We start from the raw sequence: 21,081 nt of genomic DNA, 5'->3' as shown, positions 1-21,081 counted from the left end.
CTCGTGAGATACAGCCTAGTTACCACGCAAGGCTTCACTCGTTAAGACAGGAAGGGGAATTTTATCATGCCGAAAAGATCACGTAGTATATATCATTTTTTTCCAAGCTAAGTAACCTTTGAATCTTTTACCATTAACATCTTAATTTAAGTGACATTAATTTAAAAATTTATAAAAAACATAATTAAATCAATTGATTAACATGCAAGTGACTTATTTGTATTAATATTGAAACGCTGTTTACCTTGTATACTTAAGAAAAAGACAAGTGAGGACGGCAATGGACAATCGCAATGACTCCAACAACAATAACAATAAAAATCCTCTGCTTACCGAATTATATTCGTATGAACAAAGTGCAAAAATTCAAATTGAGGCGGTCATTCATTACCCATCCCAAATAAATGCAGCAGGTGCAATGGAAATAGATAGTGAACTGGAAAGCATCACAGGGCCAGTAGGTATCAATTCAGGACCAGTAGATGAAGAGAGGCTTCATAAGTTTTTACTAGATGGGGAAGCTATCATTCGCAAAGTGCAGAAAAATTTAAAAATGCTTTCCGCGAGCGATCCTTCTTTAAAAGAGAAATTACCTAACCTTCAAAAGCTAGAATTATTGATCCACTTTGGGAGAGAAATACTGGACAGGGAAACAAGAGGGAAGCAGCTCATGGAGCAGCTTGAAGGCGCTTATTCAAATCAAGATTTAGATAATCCTATATTGTTTACTGCTCTACAGAATTATGTGAATGATACCTCGGATTTTCTTGAAGAATTTGAACGAAATTATAAAGATTCAACTTATGCCATCATTCTTATCGCTAAATTAGCTTATAGACTTCAAAATTGGGTCAATTCCATTAGTGTAGAAATAAGGACCAATGGAACTCCAGGTTCAAGCTTTGAATCAAAAGCTGCATTAAAAAAAATTAAAGCACGTGAAGCGATGGAGGACATTATAAATAGATTGAGCCTGACCATCCCTCAACAGCGAGAGCAAAAAAAATCTTTTCTTGAGCGTTTTAAAAATAATTCATCTTCTCCTAGCTCAGAATCTCTTATTATAAAAGATATAGAAAATATTAAGATGGACAAGAGTCTATTCGATAATGATAAACTTAAGAAAATTTGGGATCTCCTGCAGGAAAAGCATAAATTAGATTTTAAAAATAATTTGCCATTTAAAACTCAAATAAATGTTCTATTAGCAAAGTACGAAGATGCCATCGCTCCTGACAACAAGCCTGGCGAACAAGAGATTACCAAAAAATTAGATCAATCATCATCAGCTCATTCGCCGACTCGCAAATAAATTTTTGTTTTGGCTATGTAAACAGTCTTTTTTTGTTTCTTTTTATAAGCTACTCTACTTCCCCAATAACAGATATTTTTATGCTTAAAGCTTTATTGCGAAAGGTCTTATGTTTAGTCATTATTCTCCTGCTTCCCTAACACTTTTTTGCCAACAACAATTAACTCTGAAAAAAAAGCTTAAATTTGGCTATTACTTGGTTTTAGCTAAAATGCAAGTGATGTGGCGGGGGTTTCATGTTTGGGATGAAGTAGCACCGCATATTTATCTAGGGCAAATCCCCACCGTGAAACTTGCAGAGAAGCTCACAAATAAAATACCGAATTTAAGTTTAGTGGTCAGTGTAGTTGAACCTTCAGAGTTTACTTACAAAACTTTTCCTGAAGCTTCCTCTATGCAGACGCCAGCGCAATGGAAAGCACTCGGGGTTGAACACTATTTATTAGCGACCCCGGATTTTGGTGCAGAATTACCCCCACCAGAAGTTAAACAGGTGATTGGTATGATCAAGCAATATACGGACCAAAATTTAGACGTTTACATTCATTGCAAGTCAGGAGAAGGGCGAAGTTCAACACTCATGGCAATTTATCTCCTCATTACTAAAATGCGGAATAAGGAACTCACCACAGACGCAGCGATTGATGAGACTTATCAATTCATTCGGGCCAAACGCGGTCAGGTCCATTTTAGAGAAGAACATTTAAATAAAATTAAGGAAATTGTTACCTATATTCTATCAACCCCATCGCTTGATGAAGCGGAAACACCCGTTATAGCTACACAAGCACTATTGGATCGACTCGATGGTTACGTTGCAACACCTGATGCAAAAGAAAAAATATCTCAATTAATATCCATTAAATCGCTAATGATTTATGGTTGTGAATATGCGAAATCAATGCGGGAGGAGATCATAAAAAAATTTATTAAAGAAATTGTTACGGCTGAAAATGCGGAATGGGTGATTAATTTTATGCGCCAACAATCAGTGGTGCATAGCCTTGTAAAACCCTCCATTTTTTATCATGATCTTAATTTGAAAACTAAAAAGCTTTTAAAAATCCTCACGGAATTGAAGCGTGAACTTGCCGAGCATTTTGCTGAACAATTGGGTTGTGATCAAAATTTTTTAATGAGTCAAATGATCGGTGAACAAATGTCTTCAGAAAAGGTGGATGGGAATACAATGCAGTTTTAAAATTTAAAGGCATCGCCTTTCTCAGAGGCGATCCTACAGTACTTGTATGGTCGCGTGAAGAAAGCGCAGTATATCTGGAGCAGTTTGTTCAGACAGTCTTTGTTTAAGATATCAGCGGATTTGAAGATGGGGGTCGCAAGCGCTGCAGAAATTGCACTATACTGTTGATTGGTTTTTTAGAACGCAAAGGCTTTTGTGATGCCGGTGTTTCATAATCATTATTATTAAACCATTAACTTAGAGATTGCCCTTTCTTGCAGATAGAGCTTAAATTATCCTTAAAGAATGGTTTTATGTTTTTAACCCGATTTTAATACCGATAAGATTGATTATCTTCATTATCTGAGTCTGGATCATATTGCGAATCTATTTCGTTGGTATCATCATTTTGTGTGTTATGAATGAATTCTATATAACGTTCAATTTGTTCAATCATTTGAAAAGTGATCGTACCCATCAAAGGTTGTAAAGATACATCCGCATTCGCTAAGACGAGAGCGTCTACCACGGGCAGTAAACTAACCGGGCTAAAAAACTGTTGATCATGCGCACTATTCTTCAAGACATTATTGAATAATTGATTAATATTATCCAAACAACTAGCGAGTTTATAATAGTTTTTCTCATTACTATAATGATTACGATTAAGAAGCTGAGACATATTCTCTATCGGATCAGGCGACGGATGTGCAGCTTGACTTAAACCAGTTTGTCCGAGGAAATAATTTTTATAAAGCTTTAAGACAGCTGATGCATCATCAAAGATTACGTCGGTCGCTAAACAATTATCTACAGGTAAGCTGATAGAACCATCAATAATTAATCCATCCTGTTTCCTTTTATATTTATTTATTGTTTGTTGATTTGAATTACTGTAGAAAAATTGGCTGGGGTTATCTAAATAGCCTGGATCACGTTTCTGACTTCGACCACGAACTAATTCACTTAGTAATGGAAATTCATTTTTATTAAGTACATCGTTTATATTTCGGTAGCTCTCTACTTCTTCTCTATTACCTGAAAGTTCTGAATTTAAATAATAAGGGTCATTGAAACTTCCCGTGCCAGGATTTCTGTTAAAAATTAAATCCCAAGCAAGGACTTGCGACACATTATTATTATCCTGTCGCGTCGTTTGCCCGATTACAATACCAGATAATTTAATTAACTCTTGTGGCGTGTGTAATAAGAAAGGGTTTTTCTTATTGGCCTCGACTACGGCATAAATTTGTAAAAAATGGGTAAATTCGCCATGTGCAACGCCAGAACCAATATCTTTTGGTAAATAACCAAAGGCAAGAATAAAGCTTCGAAAAACATTTTCTTCGGGGAAATCAAAAAGAACAGGAACAGCGTCGGATGTCTGAATGTTCACTCTGCGTAGATTGTCTCTATCAATACAATCGATTTGTTGTTCTTGATTAAAGCCATTCTGTTGACACCATTCTTTCATAATCTCAGTTAAGATATGACAATGGCTAGCCTGTTGGCCATTGTTTTTTACAAGGTTACGACCAGCTAGTTTATTTTTGTCTTTTAGTCTTTGTTCAATTTCTTTTTCCAATTTTTTAAAGGCATCATTCATGACAGCGGGCGTCAAAGCCATTGCCATTCTTGAGAAATCGTCAACCACAGCAGTGGGATATAAGGGATTCGAAAAAATTCGGTGAATTTCATCTTTAAAAACGCTTGGTGAATTCGACAAAGACATTTTATCTTTTGACAATCCATGGGTATGAAATAGCTTAAGTTGATAAACAATTTGATTCAAATGATTCTGGTCCATGGGTGGTGCGAATTCATTTGGAATGAATTGCCACTTAAATTGGAATGCATTTATTACATCATTAAATTCATTTTCAGGTAAGTTTTTTACTCGATCAAAACAATAGTCACGCGTTTTATCGTCTGCCAACATCAACAATTCTTGAATAACGCGCAATTGCCCTCTATTATTAGAAAATATATTTAATTGAGCAAGTTTCAGAAAATCCTGATCGGAGAGTTGGTTCAATAAATGTATTAAGACATCCGCTTTTTTATTAATAATAAGAAAATGTATATTTAGGTAAGATATCGGAGAATTACTTTGAATATTTCTTGATGCACTTGTTAATAAATCAAAAGGATCTAAAGGTCCTAATTTACTTTCCCATTTTTTTATATTTTCTAAATCAAAATTTTCGTACAGGTGGCCCAGGAACTCTGGATCCATAATAAGATCGAGTAAAGCTTTATTTAAAGTAGCGCTTATCTGAGGTGATGTTTGATTTGTGTCACTTTTATAATCAAAATTAATAATGTAATCAGTCAGTGCCGCATTAGCAACCCTGACTGCTTGTTTAAATATTTCAGCCATTAAATGGGGCGAAATAAACTCTCGTTCAAAGAAATAGTGAATCGTATCTCTCTCATGAATTTCGACCAACTTAGTGGTGACATAGGTATGAAATTCATTGATACCTAGAGAATCTAATAATCTTTTACCATCTCCTAAATAAAAATAGCCAAGTCTAATTTGCTTACTATCAAATAAATTAAACACATGATCCTCATTAGTTTCTCCAATCTTTTGTTGTAACCATGCTAGGAGTGGTTGGGCTTTCTGGTCTTTTTCACTGAGTAAACTTTTAAATAACTTCTGGCCTTCTAAAATTTCGTCAACAAGTTGAGCCACTGAGTGTGCAGAAAATTTTCCGGGTTTTTCAATGCATGTTGGTGATAAACCATTCGTAATCAGTAATTTATTTAAAATAAGAAATATAAAGGTACGACCATTCCCATCTCCAAAGGGGTGATACTGATGGATATTACGAATAAACTCAGCGATAATTTGTAACAGTGTACGTTCATCACCAGAGTTGGTGAAAGCTTGTTTTTGATGGTAAATGTCTATAAGGCGATTAATTTCTGCATTTACTTCAGCCAGGGTTGATTCACGTTTTAACTCCCAATGATGCCATTGAGTTTTTTTTAATTGATCATAAATTTCTAATGCAGATTCGTAAGCTGTTTTACTTGGATCAATTCGAAAGGGAAGATCTTCGAAAGTTATGTCATCGGGATCCTGACTATCAATGATTTTCTTTTGACCCACGATTTGAAAAGGTAAACGATTATCTTTTATGCGTTGGATAAGTTCTTCTAAACCTTCCACAGTCGTTGCCTCAAGACCAATACCAGAAGTTGCTTTATTATCGAGAGATAGCAGAATCAACTTATTATGGTAGGCGGATTTGTGCAATCCCACGATTAAATCTAATGTTAATGGCTCGTTGATGGTCAGTAAGTTGTAATACAGGGCTCTAGAGGCATTTTGCAAATAACCAGGCGAAAGCTGCTTATCAAAAAAGAGAGGATCATTGGCAGACCAATAACTGGCGTCCATGATTAACTTCCAATAAGAATCATTAGGTAAACTTGCAAGCACTTGATTTACATCATATTGATGGTGTTGATTCGATAACAAAGAGAATCCTTTTAATATAAAAACAGTTACATTTATTATAATCCATATAAATGAATTGGATGGCGTTTCCCTTTTAAATCTCCCTGACTTTTAACGTGGTTTAAGCTGCGCTTAAACCTTGTTACTCATCGTTAAATAATGACAAAATGATTTTATATATTTTATATAATGATACAGGCTTGAAATAATGAGTATTTACGCCATTCTGATAATCTTATTAATAAGCCCGGTGCTTGTTAAGCTTAGTTTAATTCAAAAATATAAAAACGAGAGAATATTAAAAAAGTCAAAGACTCGCATGAGGATTTAATCCTGCATACAGTAGAGAGGCAAATTGGGTCAAATATAAGATGAAGACTGAGAAAAATTTCACTTCAGCAAGATAAAGCAATGAATATTTACATTCGAAGAATAGTTAATCCATTTTATAGTTTTATTTACGGATAAATAATTTTGCTCTATCTTAGTTTATCTTAAACCATCTTCACTTTGCTTAAGTTTATGTACAAATACATCTATAAGGTTCAATAACCAGAAGTTTTAAAGTTGAATTTTTTTGCAAAGCTTTAATACCACGTGCATTAATTTGATTACAACTTAAAATTAAACGTTCAAGCGTCTTATTTTTTGCTAATGCTTCTGCACCGCCATCACTAATTTTATTGCAAGTAAGATGAAGTAACTTAATATTTTTATTTTTTGCTAACGCAATCGCACCTTGATCGCTGATATTATTGTGGCTAATTTCTAATTTCTGCAGCGATGAATGAGCGGCTAGTGCTTCGGCTGCTAAATTATCAATTTTGCACCCGCTAATAGTCAAATCTTTAAGCGTGTGATTTCTGTGCAAGGCATGCACGCCTATAAATGTAAAATTATTCTTGCCAACATCTAACATGGAAAGATTCTTACTTTCAGCAAATGAACTGATTCCACGATCAGTTAAACCAGAATTATATAAACGTAAGTGACGTAAATTTTCTTTTCCTGCTAGTGCAATCGCACCTTGATCATCAATCCAGTTGTGCGATAAATCGAGATGAGAAATATTTTTATTTTGAGCGAGTGCAAGGGCGCCATTGGTTTTTATTGCGTTACCTTCTAAGTTTAATTTGGTTAAATTTGTCATTTGACTCAAATAAGATGCTCCTTGATCAGTGATTTGATTATCGACCAAAGAAAGTTGAGTGATTGATTCATTCATTGCTAATGCTTTTGCACCAACATCACTTATGTGCTCAAAGTCGAGCTCAAGCGTTTTGAGATGGGATAATTGAGCGATAGATTGGGCTGATCGATCGGTAAGACCGCCAGACGCGATACTTAGTTTGATAATGTCGGTCTGTTGTTTTAAAAAATTAACAATTTCGTCAACATCGCTATCTTGAATTTGGCAAGTCGAGGGAAAAGATAGAGAATTTTCCTTCACATAATCAAGAATGTGTATTACACACTCATTTTGATATTTCAAACCTTCTTGAGCGAAAAGGTTTGAAGAAAAAATCGTCAATATCAAAATTAATATTTTATACATCTATTACCACTCATTTTAATTTTATAATTTGAACGATTTAACAATAAATGCTTCAAAAAGTGAAGCATCATTTATATTGAATTTAATCTCACAGAAACGTTATGGCCTAACAAGGCTCAACTTGTGAGGTGTGAGACGATTAAGCTTTAGTGACCACGAGGAAGACAAATCCGCAAATATCCTAATAAACAAAGTGTTATGGTATGGAAGCGGATCAGCTTAGACAGAAGCTGATACCGAATGAACGAAATTTGAAAGTATGATTTATGATCAGCTTATGGATATAATGGAAAATTATTAAGGACTAAATTAGGTTTGATGGACATGATGACCAATCTCTCTTACAGTTTTCCCCAACGGCTTAAGCATCACGGCTTCACATTGATTGAACTTGTCATTGTTATCGCCATTATTGGTATTCTAGCCGCCGTTGCTATCCCTAAGTTTATTAGCCTCAGCAGCAATGCACAAAGTGCAGCGACAATCGCCGTAGCAGGAGCCCTTTCTGCTGCAAATGGCAGCAATTATGCCGCAAGAAAAATTAGTAATACTATTGGAGTCCCGGTAACCAATTGTCAAAATGTAGCTAACGCGCTGCAAAGTGGCTTACCTAGCGGTTATACCATCGGTTCCTTGGGTGTTGCCGTTGATGCGAATGTAATTTGCACGCTAACCGGCCCGGGATCAACCACAGCGTCATTTACAGCAACAGGCATTGCTTAGAAATCGGGCAGGTTTTTGTTTGTTTAAGTTAAGCTAATTAGTGCAAAATCAACTATGATGCTTAACTTCTTCAAACTAACGCATTACGACCCCAATGAAAAAGAAAATTACGCTTGCGGTAGCCGATTTCGCGCTGCCTACGCCGCGTCAGGGCAGTATCGACGTTTATTCAGGCTTTGGTCCAGGCCAAGCATTTGGTTTGCAAACCCATCAGGAAATTCAACAGTTACGCGCAAAAGAGTATTCCACTTATGAAGCGGAAGTCTGGATACAACAGAAATTTACGAGTGGTCAATATATTTTTGACGTTAGTGGCCGGATAGACGGGATTTTTCAAGAAAAAAAAATAAAAATTGAAGAAATTAAAACTGCTTTTGATCTTAATAAATTATTAGATTATGTAACCAAAAATGAAGATCATCCTTATTGTTTACAACTCAAAACGTATGGCTATATTTTTTGGTTAAAAACTAAAATGATTCCTGCTTTAAATCTTCATTTAGTCTCGTCCCGAAATAAAAAAAGTATTGACCATATTGTCACACTCGACATTAAGCAATATGAACAATGGTTGTCACGCCGTCTAAAAGAATTAGTAAAAGAAATAAAAAGTGCTGAAAAAAATGTAAAGCGGCGAAAAGCATTATCAACATCGCTTTCATTTCCTTTTCATTCCCCTCGTCCTGGACAAAAAGAATTGATTGAACGCGTGAATGAAGGTATGAAAAAAAGTTTGCCCTTGTTAATTCAAGCGCCAACAGGATTAGGGAAAACCATGGGCATTCTCTTCCCGGCACTGAAAGAATCGTTACAGCGTGGACAAAAGGTCGTCTACCTTACTCCGAAGAATAGCCAACACCTTGTCGCTTTAGATGCGGTTAAAACGATTCAAGCAAGTGGTTCCGCGGTTAAATCGTTAGTCTTAACAGCCAAAAGAAAAATTTGCATGAAGCAAGAACCCTTATGCAATGCGCAATATTGTGAATTTGCAGAAAATCACTATACCAAAGTGGCTGAACATCATTTATTAGGTAAATTAAAGAAAGAAAAAAAATTAACTGCTTATTCATTTAAAAAGATGGCTGAACAGTATCAAGTGTGTCCGTATGAATTGCAAATGGATGCTATTTCGTTCGTTGAAACCGTCATTTGTGATTACAATTATGTTTTCTCTCCGAGTGCGACGGGTAACCGGGTATTAAAGTTAGGAATAGGGGAAACAGAAAAACCAAGTGTGATTATTGATGAACTGCATAATCTACCTACCCGCGCTATGGATTATTATTCGCCCTTTTTATCAGCGCTTTTTTTAGAAAAATTAGGAAGTGGGCTTGAAACAATCCCGGTTAATTTGCGTGACAATTTCCAAAGTCTTTTACAAAAAGGTATCTCTATCATTAAAGAATGTGGCCTAACAAACATTAAAATGCCACATATAATCATTCCTGCAATAACACTTTTTAAAGATCAAGAAGCTTTACTTCGAGAATTTCTGACACGCTATTTAGAATCAGATGTCGTGCTCGGTCCTAATGATCCTGTGTTAACACTTTTTAATGATTGGTCAGACTTTACTGCGGCTTTAGAATGGGTGACTGAAGGAAAAAAGGAATTTTTTATTGCTTACTATCCACACCTTCTTACGGTAAAGATAACTTGTTGTGATGCATCCGCAATGTTAAAAGGAAGTTATGAAAATTTTGCCCAAGTCGTGGGCTTTTCAGCTACCTTAAAACCATTTGATTTTTACAGTCAACTTACGGGTCTACAATCTAAGAAATTAATAACGGAAGAATTTTTTTCGCCCTTTCCTAAGGAAAAAAGAAAATTAATTATTATTCCTCAAATTTCCTCAAAATATGTGGATCGGATACGCAACTATCCGCGTATCGTCGAAGTGTTAATTAAAATAACGGCTTTAAAACAGGGAAATTATTTTGCTTTTTTCCCAAGCTTTCAGTTTTTAGAAAAAGTGTTAGAACAATTTCAGCCGCCCTTGGGTATGAAAGTAATAAGTCAAACTCGTGGAATGCGTCAAGATCAAGTTCAGCATGTTTTAAATCAGTTGAGTGAAAAAGATAGTGCTCATTTAATTTTTGCAGTGCAAGGTGGTGTATTTTCAGAAGGGATTGACTACCCCGGATCCCTTGCCATCGGCGCTTTTGTTATTGGCACGCCGCTTCCCCATTTTGATTGGGAGCGAGAAAAAATGAAGGAATATTATCAACGCCAATATTTGAAAGGTGAAGAATATGCCTATATTTATCCCGCTATGGCAAAGGCTATTCAAGCTGCAGGTCGAGTTATTCGCTCTGAGACTGATAAAGGTATTATCATCTTAATGGATGACCGATTCCTCCAATCTTCTTATTCTCAATGCATGCCGAAAGATTGGTTTAAAAACTCACCCCAGGAAATGATTTCGCAAGGCATCTTAAATGAAATAACACAGTTCTGGTGCAGCTAGGGTTCACCTTGGCTAGCACCTTCGATTCTCTACTATATTTCCAGATATTTAAAGTTACGTAGCCTACAAGCGTTTCAAAGCTTTTATAAACAATAATGAAGCTAGAAATATTTGAATTCGCATGGCAATCCTTTTTACTAAAAAAAACAATACTTTAAAGTAAGCAATTTATTTTGATTTACTAATACGATGAAAAAAAGAAAATTTTTTGTGTTAGGTGAAACCAAAATAACCATTCTCTTCGTTATCCAATTTACTGAAATTATAAACATAATTTTTCGTTATATATGGAAGTGTAAGCTAGAAGATATGGAATGGAAGCAGATATGGAGTTGCTTACGTGACTAAGTCGCGCGATAAATATAAATGTTTTTCCCGCTTTTTTCTGATGCTGTTTTTGATGTATTCAGGAAACTCAAGCGTTGCGCTTCCACTGATTAACAATCTTCCCTTACCCATGAGTCAGGTGGTTCAAGTAACCATACCCAATGCACCTCAAGCACAAGTTAATGGATCGGGTGTCACTATATCCAGTACGACTGTTACAGGAGTTATCAATACTATTTCCAATTTAGGTAATTCAAGCTCAATTATCCCCATGACACCTTACCAAGGCAGTGTAACTAATTTCCTTAGCGTACAAAATACAGTAGTTGGGGGGAACCTTCCCAACCCTTTGCCACCTCAGCCGATTTTTTCAGTGAAGGTAGAGAAAGTTAAAGTTATTGATGAAAAAGAAATTGTAACATTAAGCTTTGGTAATGATCCTTTAATTGCATTTGGGGTTTCTGAGGATATCATTGATAAAAATGCGCGAAATAATCTGCAGAATGGCGCTGTCCGAAGTCAACTCAAACCAACGCAAGCCTCTCGTGTATTAGATAAAGTGATTAATACAAATGGTATTCCAGAGCCGAAAAGTATTTTAATTAAAAATGGTGAATTGATTTTATCGGCAAGTACGCAAAGAGAAAAAATTGTTCGCATTAAACGTGTTGCTATGAAATCTCGTCAAGTTCTTGCTGTACAAGGTAATGGCGTGGGGGTTGGGGTCATCGGTAAAGGCACCGGCATTAATAATCCTCGCAATAATGCAACGTCCAATGGATTGATTACGATTGTAAGAAATGGTGTGGGCGCAGGCGTTATTGGAGAAGGGACAGGAATCAATAATCCTACAGTACACAATGATACAGTCAATGAACCCTATCAGCACTTAGCCACGGTGAATGAGAATGGCGTGGGTATGGGCATTCTAGGCAAAGGCACAGGGATCAACCATGTAGGAAATCAGGTTATTTCGAATCCATCTAGTCTTGAGCAAAATACCCAAAATTTGGGTACAGAAGTCAGATCTCTATTAATAACAGAAACAGCAGAAATCAAACGTAGCACAACTACACTTAGCGAAGCCTTATCCTCTCCCCAGTCAAGGCCCGATAGTTTCATCATCGTGCCCTCCGTTTTAGGGGGAGGCCGCATCGAAACAGCGGGAGTGGATGCAGGACTTAATCATTCACCCAATCAACCTACTGTATTTAAGCTTGTAAATCATGATATAGACCAAAAAATTAATAAGATCATTGCAAGTCATCAAAATGGTGTAGGTTTGGGGATTTTCGGAGATGCAAAAGGTATCAATAATCCTTCTCCATCGGTCTATGCTGACCAGTTTGTGATTCTGGGCATGAATGGTTTAGGGGTTGGTTTGGTGGGCGAGGGGACCGGTATCGACAATAGTGCAAATCCGCCTACATCTCCCAGTTCAAATTCCACGCTGAATCAAATGAATTTAATTTCTGTTCAAGGGAATGGCACAGGTCTTGGTATTTTAGGCACTGCAACCGGCATTAACAATGCTGCGCAACAAAGTGAGAGCGGCTTAATTTCCATAGAAAATAATGGTCTAGGTATCGGCGTCATTGGTTCGGCGATTGGGATTAATAATTCTCATGATGAATACAGGGATAACCCAGCATTTGTCGTCATGGCTAATAACGGTGTGGGAACCAGTGTATTGGGTGATGCGACTGGCATTAATAATAGAAACCTTCAGCAAGACAATGGGAATTCAAATACAACATCTCAAAGAAGTTTAATTTCCATTGCTAATAACGGTGTCGGCTTAGGTGTGTTAGGCACCGGAACGGGTATTAACAATACACGAGGCGATAGCGAAACTTATAATAATGATCGCGACAGTGTAATTGCCATTGAAAATAATGGCTTTGGGTTCGGTGCTGGTGGTAGTGGAACAGGTATCAACAATCAAAATACCATGGGTAATGATAATGCCCAGCGAAGTGGTGTTGTTGCGATTGAGAATAATGGTGTTGGTACGGGTATTTTAGGCGAGGGCACAGGTATTAATAATCAGCCTATGCAAGGTGTAAATAACACGAGTGATGAACCTAATCAAGGTGGCCCCCTTCTATCAGTGAGGAATAATGGTGTGGGGACCGGTGTGATTGGAACCGGTACTGGTATAAATAATATGAACACTGCAATGACAACCAGCGGAAATGCTTCGACTGAGCCGCTCCATTCAAATGGAAGGGAGTCTGTCACGTCGATTTCAAATAACGGCGTAGGGACAGGAGTTATAGGCGAGGGAACTGGGATTAATAATCCTGAATCGAGGAATGCTATACCCAGTGACGCTTCCTCAGATAGCTCGACACCGGGAATTATATCTGTTGCAGATAACGGCGTAGGCACAGGAGTTATAGGTGAGGGAGCTGGGATTAATAATCCTGAATCGAGGAATGCTATACCCAGTGACGCTTCCTCAGATAGCTCGACACCGGGAATTATATCTGTTGCAGATAACGGCGTAGGGACAGGAGTTATAGGCGAGGGAACTGGGATTAATAATGATGATCCAGATAATAGTGTTTCGAACTCACCCAACAATCCACTTGCACCGATAGTTAACAATCCCTCGGGTGATGACGATTTTGCCCAGACAAACCAAACGATAAATCAATTAACTAATGATTTATTGCTCCTCAGTTCACCGCAAATTATGCCGCTAGGTCAATGTTTCAATCAATCTTTCTGGGGTGATTGGCGGACTCATAAGCTAGACAAACTCTGCCGTTTATATCATGCAGAAGATATTGGCATGCAATGTATTTGCTCGAACTTAAAACCGACTTAATACATACAATACTGTAAGTTAGGTCATTTCAGGTATGAGAGATTTAAAATCCATTTTATTTTTAGTCCATTCATAAATAATACTTTCATCAAAGTCGTAGAACCAAACATGAATGGTTAAGGTTTGATGAAGAAGCTTTTCTTTTACAATCGGATATTGTTTTAAATTTTCAACCTGATTGATAGCATTACTTCTTATTATCTCTTTAAGCGTTTTATTTTCGTCAAAATTTAATTGTGATTTAATGAGCGCAATCCAGTTTTTTAATGATGCTGATCCTGTTACCTCTCCAGCCATGCAAGCGTTTATTGCACCGCAATTGCCGTGGCCACAAATAACGATATCATTAATATTGAAATGGGTAAGAGCAAAGTCTAAAGCTGCAGCTTCACTATATTGCGAAGCGGCGTGATAAGGAGGAATGAAATTACCAATGTTGCGAATAATAAATAGTTCACCTGGATCCGACGATGTAATCATGGATGGGATAACCCGGCTATCTGAACAAGTAATAAATAAAGTATGTGGATTTTGTTTTTGAGAAATAGAATCAAATAACCGTTTGTCGTTATGTTCTCTTTCCGCATAAAAACGATAAACCCCATAAACTAACCGACCGTGCGATGATTTGGGGGCACTGGCGGCATCCTTTTGGCGTAAGTCTTGTTCTGATGTTAAATAACAGTGGTCTAGCAATTCCGCGCCGCCTGCAATTCTAAAGATGGATTCAAACCGGCGCGGTAATCCTTTAATATAAAAGTTAGTTGCTTTGCTTCTGCAGTAATCAAATAAATCAATGACAGCGGATGCACCTGAACTATCTAAATTTCTTATCGTTGATAAATCCAATAAAATCATTTGCCCAGGCTGTATATTTTCTAATTTTTTTTGCAAATCATTCATTACACCGGTAGATAAAAAAGTTAATGCTCCTACGCATGAAATTCTAATAATGCCATCTTCGGAATTAGTGGTAATGTGGAGATGAGTTCTAGTTGCACGCAATAAAACAATTAAGCAAGCGGCCAAAATGCCGGCCTGAACGCCAGCTAATAAATCGACGAAAATAATTGTTAAAAAGGTAATAAGATAAATCGAAGCTTCGGATCGAGACGTTATCCATAGTTTATAAAATTCATGGTAATTAATCATCGATGCCGCGACGACAAAAAGGACGCCTGCTAAAGCTGCAATCGGAATGAGACCAATGAGGGGGGCTGCAAACATAACAGATAATAAAATAATCAAGGAGTGCACAATACTAGCCCGACGCGTTTTTGCACCTGCTCGAACATTGGTGGCTGACCGAGCAATCACGCCAGTAATTGGGATGCCGCCAAATAAGGATACAGCAATATTTCCTAATCCTTGTCCCATTAATTCTTGGTTGGCATTATGTTTTTTACCGTTTGAGAGTTTATCTACTGCACTTGAAGATAAGAGGGTTTCAAGTGAAGCTAATAAATAAATGACAAAAGCGTTCATTGCTAATTCTTTTAGACTGAGTGTTGCAGGTAAGTGAGGAAGTGTGGGTGCAGGCAAGCGTCGCGGAATATCACCGATTAAAGGTACTTCTGCCAAGTTAAACATCCACACAACCAAACTTGCAAGGGCAACAGCTGGAAGTATGGGAGGGACTTTAGGTAAAACTTTAGGTAAACCGCGAATACATCCGATGGTGATTGCGACTAAAAAAATACAGGTACCATTAATTTCGTGGAGGTAAGTTCCTAAATGGGTGAACACATCAAAAATGTGCGATTCTTCCGGTGGAGCTAAACCAAATGCTCTTGGCAATTGACCTATTAAAATAATGACACCAATACCTGCGGTGAAACCTGCGATAATGGGTAAAGGTACGTAACGTCCAAATTTTCCTAACCCGCATATCCCGCTTAATAATTGTAAAAGACCTGCTATTAAACAAATCATAATAAGCGATTGCACACCAAATCTTTCAACAATATCAGCGATAATAATGGACATAGCCGCAGCAGGACCACTAACGGCAAGAGGTGTGCCTCCAAAAAAAGCGCAGACGATTCCTGCAATGATTGCTGTAATTAAGCCAGTTCCCGGGGAAACGCCCGATGCAAGCGCAATGGCCAATGAAAGCGGGATAGCAATAAACGCAACCGTTGTTCCAGCCATAACATCTTGCAAAAGGTATTTGGTGGAAAATATTGCTTTCCATTCCGAGAAAAGTTGTGGAATACCTAAATTAAAATGGAAATTTTCTCTTGAAAACATTATTGGAGATTCCTTTAGCAGATATAACGTCCCTTGTTCCCTATACAGTATCAATTTTTAAATGAATTCTTCAAGCAGTAGTAAGATTTCTTCCGCAAGTTAAGTAAATGAAGTGGGGTCAGAGGACTTCTTGTTTTCTACTCACGAGGCGAAGTTTTGAATGATTTCCACATCCCTCCTTGCGCAGCTAAAACTGCGATAATCTGGACATCATCTATGTAGAAACCCTTGCTTTAATTCCGTTAATATATTTTTTTTAAAAAATTTAACTCATTTTTTTAATCCCACTTTTCTTTTAAGAAAGAATAAATCCAAATGAGATTAATAATTGCAAGTATTCTGATGTAAAGCATGACAGCAAGTTTGCGAAAATATTTCGCAAAAATCCTGTGCAAAAAAATTAAGAGTAGGTGTCACTTGTGCATTTTTAGCAGTTGCAGAAATTAAGTTAGTTTTCATCACATTGATTTAATGGGGTATTTTCCTACAATTGGTCTCTTGCCCAAACTCCAGTATAATAGCTGTCAATTTTCTAAAATCCGGTAGGCTATGAAAAATACAACATTAAAATTTTGTAATGAAACAATTCATCCTGGGGAAATGCTTTCTTTAGCTTTGCCTCTTCCTCAATTGTTTAGTTGTGCGCCTTTATACATGCCAATTAAATTATTACACGGCAAAGTAAGTGGGCCTTGTATTTTGATCATTGCAGCAATGTACGGCAATGAAATAAATGGAACAGAAATTATTCATCGTTTGTTGAGCTTACCTGCCATTGCGAAGTTAAAGGGCACCCTGATCGCGATTCCAGTTTTAAATGTTCATGGTTTAATTAATCGTTCACGTTTCTTACCCGGTGGTATTAATCTTAACAGTCATTTTCCGGGCAATGAACATGGTACGAATGTAGAACGGCTGGCAAATATTTTTGTCACAGAAATATTTAATAAAGCTGATGTCTGTATCAATTTACAAACGGGTCCGGTTAATTGCACAAACTTACCGATGGTCCAGTTTCACTCGAACGATGAAAAGACAATGGAATTAGCCCAAGCTTTTAACGCACCCGTGATGGTTAAATCGGAATTCGATTCAGGTTCATTAGAAGAATTATCAAATGAAAAAGCAAAACCTTTCTTAACCTATCTAGGTGGAGAAGCCATGCGTTTCGATCAACGAGCGATCAAGGTTGGTGTTGAAGGCATATTAAACATTATGCGTAAAACAGGTATGTTACCGGAAAAAATAACGAAGTCCGTTAAAGTAACGCAAAGCGTTTTAGCTGATAATTTAATGTGGGTTTCCGCTTCATCAAGTGGAACCAATCACACTAAACAAAAACTAGGTCAACCGGTCAAAAAAGGCGATCTTTTATGTACGATTAAAGATCCTTTTGGTACTGCTGATAATGTTACTTTATGTAGCCCAAAAGAAGGGATCATCGTCGGTCAAAGTAATACGCCTTTAGCGCATGAAGGTGATGGTTTGTTTCAAATTGCAGTGTTTCCTGAAGTCCATCAAGTTGCAGATCATTTAGAACAATGGCATCAAGAGCAAACGGTTGCGAATGGATAAGTAAAAGGCGGGGTTGGTAAAATAATGATGATCAATCCCCCCCCTAAGTTTTTGATTGCCGAAAACGATTTGCAGGCAAATGCATATTAACTTCTTTTGTAAATTTTTGGCCCTCAGTACGCCATATTCCAAAAATGGCAGCGAGACTTAAGCTTAAAACCGTCGCAATCGATTTTAAAAAACTTTGGGTTGCAGTATCTCGGTTTTGTTCAAGAAAGACTTTTTTCTTAAAATAAATATGAGAAAACTGAGTTAATTTTTCTTTATAGTGTTTTGCTTTTAATAAGGGATCTAATTTAGCATTATCAACTAAACTAACTTGCTGCGTTAATTGACACATCACTTCAAATTTTTTTAAAGTGATATCTAAAATAGAATCTTTCATTCGTAATGTCTGTAACTGTTCAAGGTGATCTTTAAAGTCTCCTAACATAGGATTTTTATGGGTGACTGCTAAGGTGTCGGATGCTTGACAAAGTGCATATAACTTTTGCCACACAGTTGCATCCAGGGGCTTTTTTAATAATATTTTCTTGATCGGTATTTCATTAGGTAATACTTTATAAATTTCTTTAAGTAAGTGATCTCGATAAGCAAGACATGCATGATTAATCTTAATAACCCGTGCTTCATTAACAATTAAGCCTAAATGATTAAGTAAAATATTTTTTAATTGCAGTAAATTATTTTTTTGAATGAGATCAAGACAAGTTGGTTGCCATTTCCAAAGTGCATCTTCATATTTTTCACATAAGACTAGATCATAAATGGGATGAGTTATCTGTATGTTTAAAAAATAATGTAAAGCTTGATTAGGTGTCGCTTTAGTCAGAAGCATCGTGATAGAGGCTAAATCAATTTCATTCATTACATTTTTTAATAGCTCGGTTTCACTTGGTGCAAGATCATGTTGATTCGCATAAGATGCAAAAAGTGCATCACGATGTTTGTTGTGGAGCATCGCTAATAATGTGTTTTCAAAGTTTTCATTTTTACCTTCCAAAACTAAACCTTTGAATGCTTCGCTTAATAAGGTTGCCATAGATTCCTTGGGTTTCTTCATTGATTTTATTTAATGGATACTAAATAGATTTGTCTTTTTTATCCACAAATGTCCGATATTGATTTTTATATAATCTTATTTAAGGCTTTTTTGCCTATTATTTAGGCAAATATGGAAATACATATGCCCAATGAACCCCTATTCGGCTGCCGAGCCAGCGTAGCAACTTTGTTAAATGTTATGATAGGGCAGTTAGTCACGATCTTTGCGACCTCTTTTTGAGGTGATTTGGATATAAAATCCACAAGTGCAAAGGAGAAGCTAATGTGTGGGATTGTGGGTGCATTAGATTTGACAGGGATGCGAGAATTTCCAACCCCGCAATTGTTAACTATGATACATGCGCTTGCTCATCGTGGTCCTGATGACGAACAAATTCATATCGAACCCGGTCTTGCTCTCGCCGCGCGGCGGCTTGCGATTATTGATTTACTTCATGGTTCACAACCCATTTCTAATGTAACCGGTAATCTGTGGGCAACGTTTAACGGTGAATTATTTGATTATCCGGAACAACGCAAAACGTTGATAGCGCGGGGTCATCAAATAAAAACGCATTGCGATACCGAACTCTGGACACATTTTTATGAAGAGTATGGCGAAACGCTGTTTGAGCATAGTAAGGGACAATTCGCAGTCGCTATTTGGGATCGTGATAACAGAAAATTATTGTTAGGACGAGACCGTGTAGGGATTTGCCCGCTCTATTACACCGAACAAGATGGTTGGCTTTTATGGGCATCGGAAATTAAAGCGCTCTTGGCTTCGGGACTTGTTAAAGCACAGCCTGATATTAAAGGTATAGATTATTTATTTCATTTTCTATGCTCACCAACTCGGCGCACCTTCTTTAAAGGTATTCATTTGTTACCGCCGGGGCATTTTATTCGGGTTACCAATCAACGCAAAACATTATGCAAATATTGGGATTTAGATTTTCCTGATGCGGGTGAAGAACGATCTTTAGCTAATCCGAAACCCTTGATCGAAGAGCTGGAACAAAAACTAAGTCGTGCAGTGCAACGTCGATTGCGTAGTGATGTTCCTGTAGTGAGTTATATTAGTGGGGGTCTTGATTCTTCAGTTATTTTAAGCCTCGCTTCCCGTGAGCGCAGCCAAGCTATCCCTTCTTTTACAATAGGAATGATGCATGGCGCGGGCCCCAATGAGCAAGCTCATTCAGCGCAAGTTGCAACCTTGTTGGGATCACCTTTGACCACGTTAACCATAGACGCGATGCAAATCGCGAATGTTTTTCCCGAATTAATTACCGCAGCTGAAGGTCCCGTGCTCGATACTTCGTGTGCTGCTTTGCTATTACTCGCGGCCGAAGTGCATAAACAAGGTTATAAAGTAGTTTTAACCGGAGAAGGTGCTGATGAAGCCTTAGCAGGTTATTTTTGGTTTAAAACTCAAAAAATAAGTTCTTGGATTAATCCGAAGTTGTCTCAATTATTGCCTTGGCTATTGCAACGTTCGATCAATAGAGGCACTACCAGAGGAAAATCAATATTTGAAGGCGCAGCTATGCAAGATAGTCGACCTGCGCAACGGTATATCTACGAAATGATGGGTAACGCAGCGCATATGATTTATAGCGATCAAATGAAATCGAACCTTACAGATCACAATCCCTTTACCGATCTCGATCTACACAATGAACGATTCCAACAGTGGCATCCGCTTAACCAATCCATTTATGTCGGATACAAAGTCATGTTACCGGGTTTACTCATGATGTCGAAAGGTGATCGCATCACCATGCATTCATCCGTTGAAACGCGCTATCCTTTTCTCGACGAAGATGTTATTGAGTTTTGCGCATCGATCGCGCCTGAGTACAAGTTACGGGGTTTAAAAGATAAATGGATCTTGCGCCAAGTGGCGGGGCAACTTTTGCCTCAACACGTTGCGAATCGCCCGAAAGCAATGTTTCGGGCAAATCTATCGCGAACTTTTTTAGGTTCAAACCACCCAGCCTGGATCGATCAACTCCTCAGTAAAGAATCTATGAACCAAACAGGTTATTTTGATCTTGAAGCATTTAACCGAGAGCGCTTCCTTCAGCGAGGCTTAATGCGTATGATGCCTCGCCAACACATTTTTGATGCGACATTAACTAACGTTATTACAACTCAACTATGGCACCATTTATTTTGCGGCGGTGGTTTGTGTGATTTACCCACTTGGACGGATGGAAAGAAATAGAAGTAGATGACGATCCCCACGCCTTAAATGGATTGAGCGGTGCCTAAAAGAGGCGATGTAAAAGGAAATCGCTATAAAGGTGCGAGCCAATTTAAAATGAAAGGCAGGATCATGCAGAG

At 37.5% G+C, this 21,081-nt stretch carries 11 protein-coding genes; 7 read left to right on the top strand and 4 right to left on the bottom strand.

The window, feature by feature from the left end:
• Positions 1-280: 280 nt before the first annotated feature.
• Together H0W64_10290 and H0W64_10285 are read left to right on the top strand one after the other, a co-directional pair.
• A complete protein-coding gene (locus H0W64_10290; protein MBA3662108.1) occupies positions 281-1,312 on the top strand; it encodes a hypothetical protein in 1,032 nt (343 codons plus the stop codon).
• Between the two features lie 109 nt (positions 1,313-1,421).
• On the top strand, positions 1,422-2,513 hold the full coding sequence (locus H0W64_10285) for a dual specificity protein phosphatase family protein (protein ID MBA3662107.1): 1,092 nt from the start codon (positions 1,422-1,424) through the stop codon (positions 2,511-2,513).
• Between the two features lie 310 nt (positions 2,514-2,823).
• Here H0W64_10285 and H0W64_10280 read toward each other — a convergent pair whose 3' ends face one another.
• Both H0W64_10280 and H0W64_10275 read right to left on the bottom strand, forming a co-directional pair.
• Positions 2,824-5,982: a Fic family protein gene (locus tag H0W64_10280; GenBank protein ID MBA3662106.1), complete on the bottom strand. Its 3,159-nt coding sequence runs from the start codon at positions 5,980-5,982 to the stop codon at positions 2,824-2,826.
• Between the two features lie 499 nt (positions 5,983-6,481).
• Positions 6,482-7,516 carry a hypothetical protein gene (locus H0W64_10275; protein ID MBA3662105.1) on the bottom strand — a complete coding sequence of 345 codons (1,035 nt, stop codon included), beginning with the start codon at positions 7,514-7,516 and terminating at the stop codon, positions 6,482-6,484.
• Between the two features lie 327 nt (positions 7,517-7,843).
• Between H0W64_10275 and H0W64_10270 the strand changes: the two genes are divergently transcribed.
• The 3 genes from H0W64_10270 to H0W64_10260 all read left to right on the top strand — a co-directional run bounded on the left by H0W64_10270 (position 7,844) and on the right by H0W64_10260 (position 13,866).
• A complete protein-coding gene (locus H0W64_10270) occupies positions 7,844-8,239 on the top strand; it encodes a type II secretion system protein (protein ID MBA3662104.1) in 396 nt (131 codons plus the stop codon).
• Between the two features lie 94 nt (positions 8,240-8,333).
• Positions 8,334-10,706 (top strand): ATP-dependent DNA helicase, encoded by a 2,373-nt coding sequence (locus H0W64_10265; GenBank protein ID MBA3662103.1) that lies wholly within the window; start codon positions 8,334-8,336, stop codon positions 10,704-10,706.
• 340 nt (positions 10,707-11,046) lie between these two features.
• Positions 11,047-13,866: a hypothetical protein gene (locus H0W64_10260; protein MBA3662102.1), complete on the top strand. Its 2,820-nt coding sequence runs from the start codon at positions 11,047-11,049 to the stop codon at positions 13,864-13,866.
• A gap of 18 nt (positions 13,867-13,884) precedes the next feature.
• Here H0W64_10260 and H0W64_10255 read toward each other — a convergent pair whose 3' ends face one another.
• Complete coding sequence (locus H0W64_10255; GenBank protein ID MBA3662101.1) at positions 13,885-16,116, bottom strand: bifunctional SulP family inorganic anion transporter/carbonic anhydrase; 2,232 nt, start codon at positions 16,114-16,116, stop codon at positions 13,885-13,887.
• A 549-nt stretch (positions 16,117-16,665) separates the two neighbouring features.
• Between H0W64_10255 and H0W64_10250 the strand changes: the two genes are divergently transcribed.
• Positions 16,666-17,691 (top strand): succinylglutamate desuccinylase/aspartoacylase family protein, encoded by a 1,026-nt coding sequence (locus H0W64_10250; GenBank protein MBA3662100.1) that lies wholly within the window; start codon positions 16,666-16,668, stop codon positions 17,689-17,691.
• Positions 17,692-17,734: 43 nt separating this feature from the next.
• Here H0W64_10250 and H0W64_10245 read toward each other — a convergent pair whose 3' ends face one another.
• Positions 17,735-18,733, bottom strand: coding sequence for a hypothetical protein (locus H0W64_10245; GenBank protein MBA3662099.1), 999 nt, complete (start codon positions 18,731-18,733; stop codon positions 17,735-17,737).
• 285 nt (positions 18,734-19,018) lie between these two features.
• Here H0W64_10245 and asnB point away from each other — a divergent pair, with 285 nt between their 5' ends.
• On the top strand, positions 19,019-20,962 hold the full coding sequence (gene asnB / locus H0W64_10240; protein MBA3662098.1) for an asparagine synthase (glutamine-hydrolyzing): 1,944 nt from the start codon (positions 19,019-19,021) through the stop codon (positions 20,960-20,962).
• Positions 20,963-21,081: the final 119 nt, after the last annotated feature.

Source organism: Gammaproteobacteria bacterium (assembly GCA_013816845.1).
GTDB lineage: Bacteria > Pseudomonadota > Gammaproteobacteria > DSM-16500 > DSM-16500 > Aquicella.
The sequence above is the reverse complement of the archived record's forward strand: the minus strand, read 5'-3'. Positions and strand labels throughout refer to the sequence as shown.

What these genes read in the sequence shown, in the direction of transcription:
- H0W64_10290 (MBA3662108.1), top strand. Translation starts at nt 281, where the DNA reads ATGGACAATCGCAATGACTCCAACAACAATAACAATAAAAATCCTCTG.
- H0W64_10285 (MBA3662107.1), top strand. Translation starts at nt 1,422, where the DNA reads ATGTTTAGTCATTATTCTCCTGCTTCCCTAACACTTTTTTGCCAACAA.
- H0W64_10275 (MBA3662105.1), bottom strand. Translation starts at nt 7,516, where the DNA reads ATGTATAAAATATTAATTTTGATATTGACGATTTTTTCTTCAAACCTT.
- H0W64_10270 (MBA3662104.1), top strand. Translation starts at nt 7,844, where the DNA reads ATGACCAATCTCTCTTACAGTTTTCCCCAACGGCTTAAGCATCACGGC.
- H0W64_10265 (MBA3662103.1), top strand. Translation starts at nt 8,334, where the DNA reads ATGAAAAAGAAAATTACGCTTGCGGTAGCCGATTTCGCGCTGCCTACG.
- H0W64_10255 (MBA3662101.1), bottom strand. Translation starts at nt 16,116, where the DNA reads ATGTTTTCAAGAGAAAATTTCCATTTTAATTTAGGTATTCCACAACTT.
- H0W64_10250 (MBA3662100.1), top strand. Translation starts at nt 16,666, where the DNA reads ATGAAAAATACAACATTAAAATTTTGTAATGAAACAATTCATCCTGGG.
- H0W64_10245 (MBA3662099.1), bottom strand. Translation starts at nt 18,733, where the DNA reads ATGGCAACCTTATTAAGCGAAGCATTCAAAGGTTTAGTTTTGGAAGGT.
- asnB (MBA3662098.1), top strand. Translation starts at nt 19,019, where the DNA reads ATGTGTGGGATTGTGGGTGCATTAGATTTGACAGGGATGCGAGAATTT.